The organism is Aquirufa sp. (assembly GCF_044239315.1).
Taxonomy (GTDB): Bacteria; Bacteroidota; Bacteroidia; order Cytophagales; family Spirosomataceae; genus Aquirufa.
Genome location: NZ_JBIIBQ010000019.1, coordinates 1 through 14,316, shown reverse-complemented (window position 1 = coordinate 14,316; position 14,316 = coordinate 1). Strand labels below are relative to the sequence as shown.

Genomic DNA, 14,316 nt, shown 5'->3' with positions numbered 1-14,316 from the left:
TTGGCAAAAACACCTAAAATAGCGCTGATTGGGAATCCCAATGCAGGAAAGTCGTCTCTCTTTAATTCCTTAACGGGGTTGAATCAGAAGACAGGGAATTTTCCGGGAGTAACCATGGAGAAGCGGACGGGGATTTGGGAACTAGAACCCAAGCGTTCCGTGGAAATTTTAGATTTGCCTGGTATTTATAGTATTTATCCGAAGTCCATCGACGAGGAATTAGTCATCAACATTTTAGGAGATCCGAAGCATCCAGATTTTCCGGATATGGCCATCGTGGTGGCGGACGCCTCTAATTTAAAGCGAAATTTATTGCTTTTCTCGCAGGTTCGCGACTTAGGAATCCCTACGGTGCTGGCCTTGAATATGATCGACGTAGCGGAGAACGAGGGTTATGTCATCAACTCGATCAAGCTTGCTCGCGAATTAAATGTAGAAGTAGCCGAAGTGAATGCCAAAAAGGGTATCGGACTTAACGGCCTGAAATTATCGGTAGTCAAGACGCTTCAAAACCGTTTCGCATCTAACGACGCATTGCCTTTGCCTATTTCAGAGGAACTTATTCAAGATATTCAAGCAGAATTTGGTGAGGCAGAGCCATATCGTTCTCTCTTGTGGTTGATGGAACATGATCGGATGAAGATGTTCTCGAAAAAGCAATGCGAGGTATTGGATGCCATTCAAAATAAACATCAATTTTCCGGTAAAAAATACCAGTCACAAGAAACGGTCAAGCGCTACGAGCAAATCACCGAGGTGGTGGATCGTTGTGTGATTAATTTGAACCGCCAATGGGATGCTCCACCCGTCCGCACTTGGACGGATCGCTTAGATAAATTCTTCTTGCACCCAGTCGGAGGTTATGTGTTCTTTTTAGCGATTCTATTTGTGATGTTCCAGGCTGTATTCACCTGGGCGACCTATCCGATGGATTTGATTGATGGTGGAGTTGCGGCGCTGAATGATTGGTTAAAAGGGGTGTTGCCGGAATCGGCTTTGACGGCTTTGTTAACCGATGGATTGATTGCTGGAATTGGTGGGGTTTTAATCTTCATTCCACAGATTGCCTTTTTGTTTTTATTCATCTCTTTGTTAGAAGAGACCGGTTATATGTCGCGCGTGATGTTCATTATGGACAAATTGATGCGCCGTTTTGGTTTGAATGGAAAGTCAGTGGTGCCCTTGATTTCTGGGGTGGCGTGTGCAGTTCCGGCGATCATGAGTACGCGGTCGATTGGTTCTTGGAAGGATCGTTTGATTACGATTTTAGTTACGCCTTTGATGTCTTGTTCGGCGCGTTTGCCTATTTATACGGTTTTGATTGCTTTAGTGGTGCCAGAGAAAAATACGCTATTCGGGCTATTTAATCTGCAAGGAGTAGCCCTTTTCGGCCTTTATCTATTGGGCTTCTTCATGGCGTTGGTTTCTGCGTGGGTAATGAAGGTGATTTTACAGGCCAAAGAAAAGAGTTATTTCATCATGGAATTACCCACCTACAAAGGGCCGCGATTTAAGCACGTGGCGCTGACTATTTGGAATTCCGTGAATGCCTTTGTATTTGAGGCGGGTAAAATTATTGTTGCCATTTCGATTGTATTATGGGTTTTAGCGAGCTATGGTCCGGGAGATAAAATTGCACAGTCTGAAGCGCGTGTTCGTCAAGAAAACCCGACTCTACAGGGAGTAGAATTAGCTAACAAGATTTCAGCGCAGAAGCTAGAGAACTCGTATGCGGGTCACTTTGGTCACTTTGTAGAGCCTGTTATTCGTCCGCTCGGCTATGACTGGAAGATCGGGATTGCGTTGATTACTTCTTTCGCAGCTCGCGAAGTGTTCGTGGGAACGATGTCCACTATTTACAGTATGGGTGGAGAAGTAGACGATGAAAATGCGACGATTAAAAATCGGATGCGCGCTGAAATAAATCCAGCCACAGGTAAACCGATGTACGATGTTGCCTTGGGATTCTCTCTTTTGATATTTTATGCTTTTGCGATGCAGTGCATGAGTACATTGGCTACGACCTACCGCGAGACGAAATCGTGGAAATATCCGTTAATCCAATTTACCTACATGACGGCTTTGGCTTACTTATCAGCCTTCGCCGTCTACCAACTTCTATCTTAGAAAGAAAAAGGAATCGAAGTCGCCGCTAGATTACTCACGCCTTTTGCTAACAATTTGCCTTCCGCATTGTGCAATTTAGCCTCTATGTTAGCGATTTTTTTACCTACCCGGTGAACTTCCGTTGTTACGGTAATCTTTTCATTAGCCTTAGCTCCGAATAGGAAATCGATGTACAAATTGATGGTCACATATAGATGATCAATTTTGACTGTAATTAAAGTCATACCCATCATCTCATCGAGCATCGCAGAAATCACGCCACCGTGAATGACACCCGCATGATTTAATTGATCTGGGCGAACCACAAATTCAGCCGTTAATTTCCCCGCTTCGGCTTTTACTAACGTGCCATCTAACCATTTTCCAATGGGAGCAGGGTTTCCGTCGGCAATCTTTTTGTGTAAATTTTGATTGAGGTAGGCTACTACTTGTTCGTTTGGTTCCATTTTAGGCGGTTATTGTGATTAAGATCGAGTCCAGGTAGATGTTCTGCCAAACATCGGGGTACCCACAAAACCCCGAATATCCAATGTTTTGTTCCCGTCTTTAACTTTTAATATGCAATCGTAGGTCTTGCCAGTATTGGGATCATAGATAGTTCCATTTTCCCAAGCAGATCCAGTGAATTTAAAATTCTTTAATATAACCGTTCCCAGTAAATCACGGCTGCGTAATTTTTCATCTGGATTTTTAGTGTCTTTCATTCCGGTTTTTTTCCCCCAGGAGATTTTGCCAAAGTACTGATCACCCTGTTTGAAAATGGTGATTTTACCATCTTTTTCTTGTGAAAGCCATTCACCTAAAATGGCATCAACGCCTGAATTTGCAAAGGTGGAAATGGAAATAAATAGGAGGGTAATAAACGATAAAATTCCTTTTTTCATGGTTGATGAAGGTTTAATGTGACAAATATACGAACGATTCTAGCATAATCAGGTTTGTGGCTATCAATAGGAATGCTTATTTTTGTACATATTTGGCACAAAACCGTACCAATCCATTAATAAACTATATGAATTATCATTTAAATCAAATTCCTGAACGTACAACTAAACCACGTCAAAAAGGTTTAACGATGGTGATGGATAAAGGACTAAGTCTTCGTCAAGTGGAGGATTTCCTAGAGACAGGCGCAGATTATACAGATATCGTTAAATTAGGCTGGGCGACTTCTTATGTGACTCCTAATTTAAAAGAGAAGTTAGCTTTATATAAATCAGCTGGCATTCCGGTATATTTTGGAGGCACGCTATTTGAAGCCTTTTATATTCGTGGTCAATTCGAGGATTACCGTCGTCTATTAGACGAATTTGGTATGGAGCATGCGGAGGTTTCGGATGGTTCCATCGAAATGGAGTCTGATATTAAGTGTGAATTAATCCGCACGTTGGCCACTCAAGTAACTGTTCTTTCAGAAGTGGGTTCCAAGGACGAAGCAAAAATTATCCCTCCTTACAAGTGGATCAAATTGATGCGTATGGAATTAGAGGCGGGTGCCTGGAAGGTAATTGGAGAGGCGCGTGAAGGAGGTAATGTGGGGCTATTTCGTGCATCTGGAGAGGTTCGCCAAGGTTTAGTAGAAGAAATTTTAACGGAGATTCCAGAGGAGAAAATCATCTGGGAGGCACCGCAAAAATCACAGCAAGTTTGGTTCGTAAAACTCGTAGGAGCGAACGTAAACGTAGGAAATATTGCTCCTCAGGAAGTAGTTTCACTAGAAACGATACGTTTAGGATTACGTGGCGATACATTTGACCACTTCTTAACGAAATAAGTTCAATGCTGCAGCTTCTTCTTGATCTCTTGAGGGATCCTTTGACTTTTTTGTCTGAATTCATTGCCGCTCATGGCGCATTGACCTACGGTCTATTGTTCCTGATCGTGTTCGTGGAAACAGGCTTAGTCGTGATGCCCTTTTTACCTGGTGATTCACTCTTATTTTCGGTCGGTTTGCTTGCGGCCGCGAGTGGCGAATTATCGCTAGCTACCGTGATTCCTTTGTTAATCGGAGCTGCCCTTCTGGGCGATCAGGTGAATTATTTCATCGGAAAATATTTTAGTGGGATCATTCGCGAACGCGAAAAGGTTTTGTTTTTAAAGCGCGAGCATATCGAGGAGACGGAAGCGTTTTATGCCAAATACGGCCCCAAAACAGTCATTCTTGCCCGCTTTATTCCTATTGTACGTACCGTTGCCCCTTTCGTAGCGGGTGCCGGACGCATGTCCTATCCGGTCTATTTATTGTACGGCTTTTTAGGGGCGACACTTTGGGTAAGCAGTATTTCTACGGCTGGTTATTTCTTAGGAGACAATGAATTTGTGAAAGCAAATTTCGAAAAAGTGGTCCTAGGTATCGTGGGCGTGTCTGTATTGCCTATTGTTTGGGGATTGATTACAAAACGTAAATAAGATGGCCATCTCTCACTTATATGGTCTAATTGGATATCCCTTAGGCCATTCTTTTTCCAAAGCCTATTTCACTGAGAAATTCGAGAAGCTAGGTCTTTCGCAGACACACGCTTACGAACAATTCCCGATTCCAAGTATCGAAGAATTCAAAGATATTCTAGCGGCAAATCCAAATCTAAAAGGTTTGAACGTGACCATTCCCTACAAGCAGGCCGTGATGCCTCTTTTAGACGAAATCGATTTAGCTGCTGCTACGATTGGTGCGGTGAATACCATTAAAATTGCACCTGATGGATATACCCGAGGGTATAATACCGATTATTGGGGATTCCGGACGACGGTAGAGTTTTGGGATAAATTCAAAAACTTCGAATCATTGAAGGCCTGTGTTTTAGGTCAAGGTGGAGCTGCGAAAGCGATCATTGTGGCCTTGGAAGATATGGGGTTTGAGGTAATCAAGGTATCCCGTCAAGCATCAGACGAAACGGTGAATTACGAAGCTATGCCTTCACTACTGGAGGAAATCGGCCTTATCGTGAATACAACACCGCTGGGAATGTTTCCAAAAGTGGATGACAAGCCGCCTATCCCTTATGATTTATTGAACAAGCAGCATTATTTATACGATATCGTTTATAATCCGTTGGAGACCGCTTTTTTAAAGGCCGGATTGGAAAATGGCGTAGGTGGAATCTACACTGGATTAGAGATGTTGCATGGCCAGGCCGATAAGGCTTGGGAAATTTGGCAGAAAAACTAAGCTAAATACACCCCTCTTTTTGCTGTATCGCTCAAGATGACCTGCACGTGCTCAGAAAGCGTGGTCGAAAGTTCGTATCCTTTGTAGTCAGCAGAAATCGGGAAACGCTTGTAATTCCGATCCACAATCACGGCTACCTGAATACGTTTTACGTGCATGCTTAAGAAAGGCGCCAGGCTATAGGAGAACGTACGTCCTGTATTCAATACGTCGTCGACCACAATGATAACCTTGTTTTCCAACGCATCGGTACCACCCTCGAATTTCACCGGACGCTCGTAAGGTTGCTCCTTATTCAAATCAATTTTAACGGGGATTGCCTTGATCTTCGAAATGCCTTTGATCTCTTCACAGAGCATTTCCGCAAACGTAAAACCCTCGCCCACGATTCCCGCTATAACAATTTCCGACTCCTCGAAGTTATTCTCATAGATTTGGAAAGCAATTCTACGGATCTTTTGTAGAAGGGCAGGGCCATCAAGTACTTGTTTAGCGGACATAGCGAATGCTTTAATTCAAATTGTACGCTTTAAAATTACCAAAATTATCCAATTTTCGTACCTTTACCCCTTAAATAGCGTTTAAAATCATTCAATTATGTCTAAAATGTACGGTGCTCAACAGCGCCAAATGCAAGCACCTTCGAATCCTCTAGCCATTAAGACAAAGAAATTTGCCTTGGAAAAAAATAAGTTTGTGGGTTTGTGCATGCGTCAACTTTTCTCGAACCAATGGAAATTTGCGTTCATTCCATTAGCCTTAGTGCTGGGGAATGTGGCTTTGAACCTAACTGGAACCTATAAAAACTACTGGATCTATATTTTTATCGCCGTAGGTGTGATTGGATATATTCTTTTCTGGTTAATTCAATTTACAGGAATCACGCAATTAGCACAATACAAGCAACTTTTTGACAAGTACCGTTACGAAATCGATAGCCGGCAAATCTTTATGAAGCTTTCTGACAAAGAAGGCGGAATGATCAAATGGGATATGATTGTAGGGGCTTACAAGGATAAAGATGCTTATATTTTGGAAATGGGTAAATACCAATTCTTGCACTTGCCATTTAGCGTATTCAATAATGATAACGACAAGAAATTACTAGATAAAATCTTGCGTGACAAGGGGTTTTTAATTTCCTAAGATGGGGCGTATTCTAGCCATTGATTTTGGGTTAAAAAGGACGGGGATTGCAGTCACAGATCCCTTGCAGATTATCGCAAATGGGTTAGAAACGGTTTCTACGCATACTTTATTAGCTTTTCTTCAAAGCTATTTTGCAAAAGAGACGGTGGACCAAGTAGTTATCGGAATGCCTAAAAACCTCGATAACACCGATACCGATTCCACAGCAGGCGTTCGTATTTTTATTAAAAGCTTTCGAAAGAAGTTTCCCATGATTCCTCTAGAAGAGCATGATGAGCGTTTCACCTCGAAATTAGCGATGCAAGCGATGATTGCGGGAGGTATGTCGAAGAAAGACCGAAGAGAAAAAGGAACGGTGGATCGGGTATCCGCCACGATTATATTGCAATCGTATTTAGAATCTAAATCATAAAAAAAGCGGCCCTTCGAAAAGAGCCGCTTTTTTTATTTCGTTACTACTTTCGCAAAGCGGTGGTAGAATGGAGTCTTACTTTGATCTGTTTTCGGTTTGTATTTTCCGGTGATAATGGGAACATACATGACGCGTCGACGGGATTTTTCACCCACATTAGGAGAAACCTCTACTCTGTGCCATAAACGGCCATCGTGTATCGTTAAATCCCCACGTTCAATTTCAAACGCTGCTTCTCTTGGATCTGGTTTATGGTCTATGAATTGCTTCTTTCCGAATAGCAACTTCAATACTCCTTGCGTATGTGTGCCTGGAAGTACGCGTAAACCACCGTTAGAAGAAGGACAATTATCTAGGTGAATCCCTACGTTTAACATCGGAAGGATTTTTTGGCCTAAGAATAAATCACGCGGGCTATCTGTGTGCCAGCCCATTTGGCTGAACTTGGAATTGGGCTCATTGATGTAGTGATTGAAAACTAAGCCATCTTTTTCATCCTCACTGATACGTCCTTCGTAAGGGGCTAACAATTCGATTAATAATTGCAAGCGTGGATCTCTGATTAATTCTGCTAAAACATGGCTAAATTGATTCGTAAAGCACATGCGCTGAATCATCGGGTTTCCTAGGTGGTCTTTACCAAACTTTAATGGAATCCCTTTTACTTTTTCAATACCTTCCTCTAGCCACTGCTTTTCGATTTTCGCTAATTCCGAAATGAAAATTTCTGCTGTTTCAGGCTCAATAAACTTCTTAAATTGAATTACTCCATACTTCTTGAAGTATTCTTTCTGCTCCTCAGTCAGTTTCTCACCTAACGTAAAGGTTTTGTTTTCAAATTTCGCAGATGGTTTTCTCATAAGATAATGGTAATGAATCCGAGGTGCAATTTACGGCAATATGAATGAATTATAGTTATCGTAATCTGATTTTCTATTCAAAATCAAGTTTTTGGCATAAAAAACACCGACCTTAGCCAATTGAATTTTTAATAACCCCAATGAAAAAAGCTCTTTTTATTGCCTTATTCAGTTTGTTTAGTCTTACTTCTTTTTCTCAACAAACGAATAAAAAAGGCTCATATTATATCACTTGGGGGTATAATCGTTCTAGCTACGCCAATTCGGATATTCGTTTTGTAGGTCCAGGTTATGATTTTACGTTGTTAAATGCAAAGGCTTTGGATTTTCCTACCCCCATTAGGGACTTCAAAACCTATGTTAATCCTGAATTGTTATCCATTCCACAGTTTAATTTCCATGCAGGCTATTTTATAAAAGACAATCTTTCGATTAGTATTGGTTGGGATCACATGAAATACGTGGTAACAGATGACCAAATAGTTCGAGTGACTGGCTTTATTAATCCGCAAACTTCAACTCCAGCCATTACAGTTAATCCAGCTTACGTGGGGACCTTTAACCAAACACCCTTAGAATTAGATCCGGATGAATTTGTCCATTTAGAACATACGGATGGCTACAACTACGCTTCAATTGAAATCGAGCACTATAAATCTCTTTTTCAGAGTAAAAAGAGTCGTTTTGCAATTGACTGGATACGCGGAGTTGGAATTGGTGCCTTAGTTCCTCGTTCCGATGTCCATGTTTTTGGTGTTGGTAAAAATAATTATTGGAATCTGGCAGGTGGTGGAGCTTCCTTGAAGACAGGTTTAAAGTTCAATTTCTCTAAACTTTTATTCTTTGAAACGACCATCAAGACAGGCGCGACTAAATTATGGGATATTCGCACGACGGGTCGCTCAGTTGATCATGCGGAGCAGGCTATCTATTTTATGGAATTCTATGGCGCTTTAGGATTCACCATAAAAGGTTCTTCTAAATAAATTTTTAGACTAGACTAAAAAATACTATCTTCGAGTGTGGTTACTCGAATTGCATTCTTTTTGTTCTTGTCTTTCACCGCTCTTGCACAAAGTGAGGGACGTATTGAAACTGATCGTCCAGATCAAACGGAATGCCCTTTCATAGTAAAAAAAGGATATGTGCAAGGCGAATTGGGCTTTAATCGATCTACTTCAGAATATCTTTTTCCTACTTCCTTGTTGAAATATGGCTTAAGTAAGCGATTAGAATTGCGCTATGTTTCCGTATTGTCTCAAGAACCGGGAATGCAAACCCGTTTTCAAACGGAGGCCGTCGGATTTAAGTGGGCCCTATTTCAGCCTTCAGGATTTCAATCTTCAGCTTGGATACCCCGCACATCTGTCATCGTCCATTATAATTGGGACCACCAAAACCGGGATTTTTCTGAGAAAAACTTGCGTGGCCACTCGATTGGTGACGTGGTTTTTACCATGCAAAATGATTTCAATGAGCGCTCTGGTATTGGGTACAATGTAGGAGCCGAACTACATTCAAATGGATCCTTAGAGGGAATTTATCGGGTGGCACCGAATGTATTGATTGGTAAAAAGGGCTATGCCTATGTCGAGGTTTTTGGAAGGTTTCCCGCTTCTGAATTTGCGGATCATTCATATGACGCCGGATTTGCCTATTATGTGAATGATGACTTAAAATTAGATATATCGGCTGGCCAAAGTTTACTTCACCCCGAGGATTATTACATTGCTGTCGGACTATCTTTTCGCTTTCGAATCATACGATGATGCGGACATTGAACCAGGATTTCTTAAATTGCAGCAATGAGGCGTTTTTTCTATTTCTTCTGGGTCTTTTTGCTCGCTATCACCGAGTTGAGTGCTCAAGCCACACTCGTGGTAGGGGAGAAATCAATCACGTTAGAAGAGAACTTTTCTTTGTCTTTCATTATTAAATCAGCTAATGCGAGTATTGAGACACCCATTTTTAAATTTCCAGAATTGCCTGGATTGCGAAAATTAGGAGTTTCCAGGTCTAAAGCGACCGATATTCAAAATGGGGAGTCGGTTTATTCCTATACTTTCTCCCAATATTATCAAGCATCGGCCACCGGCTCACTACTCATACCACCAGCTGAGGTTATCGTTAATCAGCAATCCTTAAAAACAGAAGCCTTTGCTTTGCAGATTAGTGAATCAGCGCAAAAAGAAGAGGTAGTAGAAGATACCAAGGAGCAAATAGAGGATTTATTTAAGGGCCAAAGTTCACTAATTCTCGCCCTTACCTCCACTCAATTTCAGCCATTCGTGGGCCAAGGATTCACGTTGAAATTTTCTTTATTTATTCCCGATGATAATTCGACGCGCTACAGTTTTGATCGAAATGATATTCAAATCCCTGCGCTGATTCAGAAAATAAGGCCGAAGAACTGTTGGGAAGAAAGTTTTGGCTTACAGGAAGTAAAAGTATCCAAGGTCGTTTATAAGAATAAAAAATATACAGAATATCGCTTCTTTCAGTCCACCTTTTTTGCATTGGACGCGAAGAAAATAGTGATACCTTCCTTGAGTTTGCAATTATTAAAAAATAACGAGAAGGTAGTATTTAGTTCGAAACCCATCGTGATAAGTCCGAAGGAATTGCCTAATCATCCGTTGAAAGGGAAGATTCCTGTGGGGGATTTTCACCTTGAAGAGACTTTGTCGCGGGCTCAAGTTCAGACAGGGGACACCGTAGTTTATGTTTCAAGTGTGGTGGGCGACGGGAATAGCATCCTTTGGGATTCGAAATTAATTGAGTCGGATTACTTTCTCAATTTCTTCCCAATTGGGACTCAAAGTTCCGTTTATCCCTATGGAGACAAAATGTTCGGCAATAAAACCGAGAAAATACTGATTATTCCATCGCAACCGGGTAAATTTGCACTGAAATCCTATTTTAATTGGATTTTCTTTAATACCCGGACAGCGACTTACGACACTTTGCGTTCTGAGTCAATTTTAGCGGTAAGTGGTCAGCCTTCAGATCGTTATTTGAATACGCAATCGGAAACGATGTTGCTTTATCGGGGACTCGAAAAGTTAGCAGCGGATAAGTTGATAGGTTATCGCTGGATGGATTGGAAACAGATTTTTAATGCTTTATTAGGGCTAGTTTTACTCTGGCTTTTCATTTTGATAATTAAGGCCAAATATAAATAGTATGGGCAGTATTTACGGTAAAATATTTCAAATTAGCACCTTTGGTGAATCTCATGGCGCTGCGGTAGGCGTTGTGGTCACGGGTTGTCCAGCAGGAGTCGATTTTGATATGGATTTCATTCAATCAGAATTGGATCGCCGTAAACCAGGCCAATCGCGCATTACTACCCAACGCAAAGAAGCAGATTCAGTGGAAGTCGTATCAGGTGTTTTCGAAGGAAAAACAACAGGTACGCCCATTGCGATGTTAGTTTGGAATGGAGATCAACGATCGAAAGACTATTCGCATATTGCGGATCAATTCCGTCCTTCGCACGCCGATTTTACCTACCAAGAAAAATATGGTATTCGCGATTACCGCGGAGGCGGACGTAGCTCAGCCAGAGAAACGGTGGCGCGGGTGGCTGCGGGAGCTTTGGCGAAATTAGTATTAAATCAGTTAGGTGTAAAAATAACCGCTTACGTTTCACAGGTAGGAACCTTGAAATTAACAACGCCCGTAGAGCAACTGGATTTATCTGTGGCAGAAACAAACGCCGTGCGTTGTCCTGATACAAAATTAGCCGAAGAAATGTTCACTTATATCGATGAAATCCGCAAGCAAGGGGATTCCGTGGGGGGCGTCGTTTCTGCTTACATCACGGGTTGCCCAGTGGGTTTAGGCGAACCGGTTTTTGATAAATTGCACGCGGAGTTAGGCAAGGCAATGCTAAGTATTAATGCCGTAAAAGGGTTTGAATACGGTTCTGGATTCGAAGGAGTAGAATTACGAGGATCTCAACATAACGATATAATTATAAAAGACGAAGCAGGAAAAGTTAGCACCGTCACAAATCATTCAGGGGGTATTCAGGGGGGTATTTCGAATGGAGAGCCCATCTATTTCCGGGTAGGATTCAAGCCAGTGGCTACCATTATGCAGGATCAGGATAGTTTGAACAATTCTGGCGAAAAAATTGTTGTATCAGGCAAAGGTCGCCATGATCCTTGCGTAGTACCGCGAGCGGTGCCTATCGTGGAAGCGATGTCAGCGATTGTGTTATTGGATTTCTATTTGCGTCATCGCTTGACGAAATTAGCTGACGTATTATGATTCCAAACGAGGATGAATATTACATGAGCCTCGCGCTGAAACAGGCGGAGAGGGCTTTAGAAGACGAAGAGATTCCGGTAGGGGCGGTCGTAGTTTGCCAAGGTAAAATAGTGGCAAAGGCCTACAACCAAACGGAAATTTTGACCGATGTAACGGCTCACGCAGAGATGATAGCAATTACCTCTGCCGCCCAAACCATCGGCGCTAAATATTTAAAAGATTGCACGCTCTATGTGACCTTGGAGCCTTGCCTAATGTGTGCAGGAGCCATTTACTGGTCACAACTGGGGCGATTAGTGTACGGTGCTTCAGAAGAGAAGCGCGGTTTTGAAAAGTTAGGAAAAGGAATTTTACACCCGAAGACAGAGATTGTTGGAGGGGTTTTGGCAAATGAATCAGAACAACTTTTAAAGGAGTTCTTTTCCATGCGACGCTAAATAATGGTAAATGGTGAGTGGTAAATGGTGAATGTTTTTTTGCTTTTCATTTACCATTCACCATTTACCATTCACCATTTAAAACACCATTAATCATTCACCATTAAATTAGATATTATGTCATTCACATTAGCCCCATTACCGTATGCAAACAATGCGTTAGAGCCGCATTTTGATGCATTAACGATGGAAATCCACCATGATCGTCACCACAATGCGTACGTGACTAACCTAAACGCAGCGGTGGCTGGAACAGAGTTAGAAGGTAAGTCTTTAGAGGAATTATTCACTTCTATCTCTACATTATCTCCGGCAGTTCGTAATAACGGCGGTGGTCACTTTAACCACGATTTATTCTGGAATATCTTGTCGCCAAATGGCGGTGGTGCTCCAGTAGGAACTTTAGCAAAAGCGATCGATGCGAAATTCGGTTCTTTTGATGCCTTCAAAGAGGAGTTCAAGAAAGCAGGTTTAACGCGTTTCGGTTCTGGCTGGGCATGGTTAGTAGCGCAGAAAGATGGTTCAGTAGCGGTTTCTAGCACACCTAACCAAGACAATCCTATAATGGATGTCGCCGATGTAAAAGGCTTCCCAGTGATTGGATTAGATGTTTGGGAGCATGCTTACTACTTGAAATTCCAAAATAAGCGTCCAGATTACATTGATGCATTTTGGAGCGTAGTGGATTGGAACAAAGCGGAAGCGCGTTACCAAGCTGCTCAGAAGTAATTTATTAGAACGGGAGGGTGAAAATTCTCCCGTTTTTTTCGGCTTTCTTTTGCAATATTGGAAGCTTTGCGTATTTTTGCAGTCCCAAATGGCGGTTGTAGCTCACTCGGTTAGAGCACTGGTTTGTGGTACCAGGGGTAGTGGGTTCGAATCCCATCATCCGCCCAAAATGCCTCAGTAGAAATGCTGGGGCTTTTTTTGTGTTATTTTTTCTACATTTGTAGCGAAAACAAGTATATGAATCCTGTATTTTTAAAACGTTTTTTAATCATATTGTATGCTTCCGGTCTCATCGGGATGCATTTGCCTGCGACTGCAGCCTTATTTACCTCTTTAGTTCCTTTAACACTTTGGTTTACAGCCTTTATTTGTCTGGTTTATTTTCCCAAGCCCTCGTTTCAAGCCTATCTTTTTTTAGTAGCTCTAGCCATAGCTGGTTGGTTTTTAGAAGTGCAGGGAGTCAGAACGGGTCAAATTTTCGGAGTATATTCATATGGAAAAACGTTAGGATTTCAATTGCTCAGAGCGCCGCTAACCATTGGCTTGAATTGGCTAGTGCTTGTCTTAGCTACGAGTGCCTTAGTGGAAGAATGGAATATTGCTGGTAAAATCAGCAAAGCGGCGATAGGAGCTGGTCTGATGACAGCCTTGGATTTTTTAATTGAGCCGGTGGCTGTGCATTTTGATTTTTGGACTTGGGCTGGAATTCAGGTGCCTACACAAAACTTTTTGGCGTGGTGGATGGCCTCTTTCTTTTTTCATTTAGCCTATCAAAATACGCCATTTCCTTCCAAATCAAGCCTTTTTCGACTTATTGCTGCCTTGCAATTTTTATTCTTTTTAGGTCATTGGTTAATTCTTCAGTGGAATTCGTAAACAATTTATACGTTAGGATGTTACCATGTGGATGAACGTCTACTCGATTAAAGATTTAGAGAACTTCAGTGGTATCAAAGCTCATACGATTCGTATCTGGGAGCAGCGGTATAACTTACTTCAGCCTGTTCGGACTGAAACGGGGATTCGTACCTATACTGACAATGAGTTAAAGCGAATTTTGAATATTGCGACCCTTCAAAATAAAGGAGGAATCAAGATTTCCAAGATTGCCGAATTATCTGAAGCCGAAATTTCCGAGAAAATTCTGGAGCTTTCCGG

General features: G+C 41.9%; 18 protein-coding genes and 1 tRNA gene. 15 read left to right on the top strand and 4 right to left on the bottom strand.

The features are described 5' to 3' along the window. Positions 1-2,127, top strand: coding sequence for a ferrous iron transport protein B (feoB, locus tag ACILP5_RS08000; RefSeq protein ID WP_395618135.1), 2,127 nt, complete (start codon positions 1-3; stop codon positions 2,125-2,127). On the opposite strand, the gene ACILP5_RS07995 is transcribed toward feoB, so the two are convergent. Together ACILP5_RS07995 and ACILP5_RS07990 are read right to left on the bottom strand one after the other, a co-directional pair. Further along, positions 2,124-2,573, bottom strand: coding sequence for a PaaI family thioesterase (locus ACILP5_RS07995; RefSeq protein WP_395618134.1), 450 nt, complete (start codon positions 2,571-2,573; stop codon positions 2,124-2,126). The two genes, feoB and ACILP5_RS07995, sit on opposite strands and share 4 nt — an antisense overlap. A gap of 18 nt (positions 2,574-2,591) precedes the next feature. Then, positions 2,592-3,011, bottom strand: coding sequence for a DUF2147 domain-containing protein (locus ACILP5_RS07990; RefSeq protein ID WP_395618133.1), 420 nt, complete (start codon positions 3,009-3,011; stop codon positions 2,592-2,594). Between the two features lie 128 nt (positions 3,012-3,139). On the opposite strand from ACILP5_RS07990, the gene ACILP5_RS07985 reads away from it, so the two are divergent. The 3 genes from ACILP5_RS07985 to ACILP5_RS07975 are packed head-to-tail and all read left to right on the top strand — an operon-like array spanning position 3,140 to position 5,296. Further along, entirely contained in the window at positions 3,140-3,901 is a 762-nt protein-coding gene (locus tag ACILP5_RS07985; protein ID WP_395618132.1) for a phosphosulfolactate synthase, read from the top strand. Positions 3,902-3,906: 5 nt separating this feature from the next. Then, on the top strand, positions 3,907-4,536 hold the full coding sequence (locus ACILP5_RS07980) for a VTT domain-containing protein (RefSeq protein ID WP_395618131.1): 630 nt from the start codon (positions 3,907-3,909) through the stop codon (positions 4,534-4,536). Position 4,537: 1 nt separating this feature from the next. Next, positions 4,538-5,296: a shikimate dehydrogenase family protein gene (locus ACILP5_RS07975; RefSeq protein WP_395618130.1), complete on the top strand. Its 759-nt coding sequence runs from the start codon at positions 4,538-4,540 to the stop codon at positions 5,294-5,296. On the opposite strand, the gene ACILP5_RS07970 is transcribed toward ACILP5_RS07975, so the two are convergent. Next, a complete protein-coding gene (locus tag ACILP5_RS07970) occupies positions 5,293-5,796 on the bottom strand; it encodes a phosphoribosyltransferase family protein (protein ID WP_395618129.1) in 504 nt (167 codons plus the stop codon). The two genes, ACILP5_RS07975 and ACILP5_RS07970, sit on opposite strands and share 4 nt — an antisense overlap. Before the next feature lie 97 nt (positions 5,797-5,893). On the opposite strand from ACILP5_RS07970, the gene ACILP5_RS07965 reads away from it, so the two are divergent. After that, entirely contained in the window at positions 5,894-6,442 is a 549-nt protein-coding gene (locus tag ACILP5_RS07965; protein WP_395618128.1) for a YcxB family protein, read from the top strand. A 1-nt stretch (position 6,443) separates the two neighbouring features. Next, the gene (gene ruvX, locus ACILP5_RS07960; RefSeq protein WP_395618127.1) at positions 6,444-6,857 is read left to right on the top strand and encodes a Holliday junction resolvase RuvX; all 414 of its coding nucleotides are present in this window, start codon (positions 6,444-6,446) and stop codon (positions 6,855-6,857) included. Positions 6,858-6,889: 32 nt separating this feature from the next. On the opposite strand, the gene ACILP5_RS07955 is transcribed toward ruvX, so the two are convergent. Then, positions 6,890-7,717: a phytanoyl-CoA dioxygenase family protein gene (locus ACILP5_RS07955; protein WP_395618126.1), complete on the bottom strand. Its 828-nt coding sequence runs from the start codon at positions 7,715-7,717 to the stop codon at positions 6,890-6,892. 140 nt (positions 7,718-7,857) lie between these two features. Between ACILP5_RS07955 and ACILP5_RS07950 the strand changes: the two genes are divergently transcribed. The 9 genes from ACILP5_RS07950 to ACILP5_RS07910 all read left to right on the top strand — a co-directional run. Continuing rightward, positions 7,858-8,703, top strand: coding sequence for a hypothetical protein (locus ACILP5_RS07950; protein ID WP_395618125.1), 846 nt, complete (start codon positions 7,858-7,860; stop codon positions 8,701-8,703). 66 nt (positions 8,704-8,769) lie between these two features. After that, complete coding sequence (locus ACILP5_RS07945; protein WP_395618124.1) at positions 8,770-9,486, top strand: transporter; 717 nt, start codon at positions 8,770-8,772, stop codon at positions 9,484-9,486. Positions 9,487-9,522: 36 nt separating this feature from the next. Further along, positions 9,523-10,899 carry a BatD family protein gene (locus tag ACILP5_RS07940; protein ID WP_395618123.1) on the top strand — a complete coding sequence of 459 codons (1,377 nt, stop codon included), beginning with the start codon at positions 9,523-9,525 and terminating at the stop codon, positions 10,897-10,899. A 1-nt stretch (position 10,900) separates the two neighbouring features. Then, positions 10,901-11,992, top strand: coding sequence for a chorismate synthase (gene aroC, locus ACILP5_RS07935; protein WP_395618122.1), 1,092 nt, complete (start codon positions 10,901-10,903; stop codon positions 11,990-11,992). Beyond that, positions 11,989-12,429: a nucleoside deaminase gene (locus ACILP5_RS07930; RefSeq protein ID WP_395618121.1), complete on the top strand. Its 441-nt coding sequence runs from the start codon at positions 11,989-11,991 to the stop codon at positions 12,427-12,429. Before aroC ends, ACILP5_RS07930 begins: the two co-directional genes overlap by 4 nt. A gap of 117 nt (positions 12,430-12,546) precedes the next feature. Continuing rightward, positions 12,547-13,158, top strand: coding sequence for a superoxide dismutase (locus tag ACILP5_RS07925; protein WP_395618120.1), 612 nt, complete (start codon positions 12,547-12,549; stop codon positions 13,156-13,158). Between the two features lie 91 nt (positions 13,159-13,249). Further along, positions 13,250-13,323: transfer RNA gene (locus ACILP5_RS07920), tRNA-His, on the top strand. A 72-nt stretch (positions 13,324-13,395) separates the two neighbouring features. Continuing rightward, positions 13,396-14,034, top strand: coding sequence for a carotenoid biosynthesis protein (locus tag ACILP5_RS07915; RefSeq protein ID WP_395618119.1), 639 nt, complete (start codon positions 13,396-13,398; stop codon positions 14,032-14,034). A gap of 31 nt (positions 14,035-14,065) precedes the next feature. Next, on the top strand, positions 14,066-14,316 hold a 251-nt coding region (locus ACILP5_RS07910), incomplete at its 3' end, for a MerR family transcriptional regulator (RefSeq protein WP_395618118.1).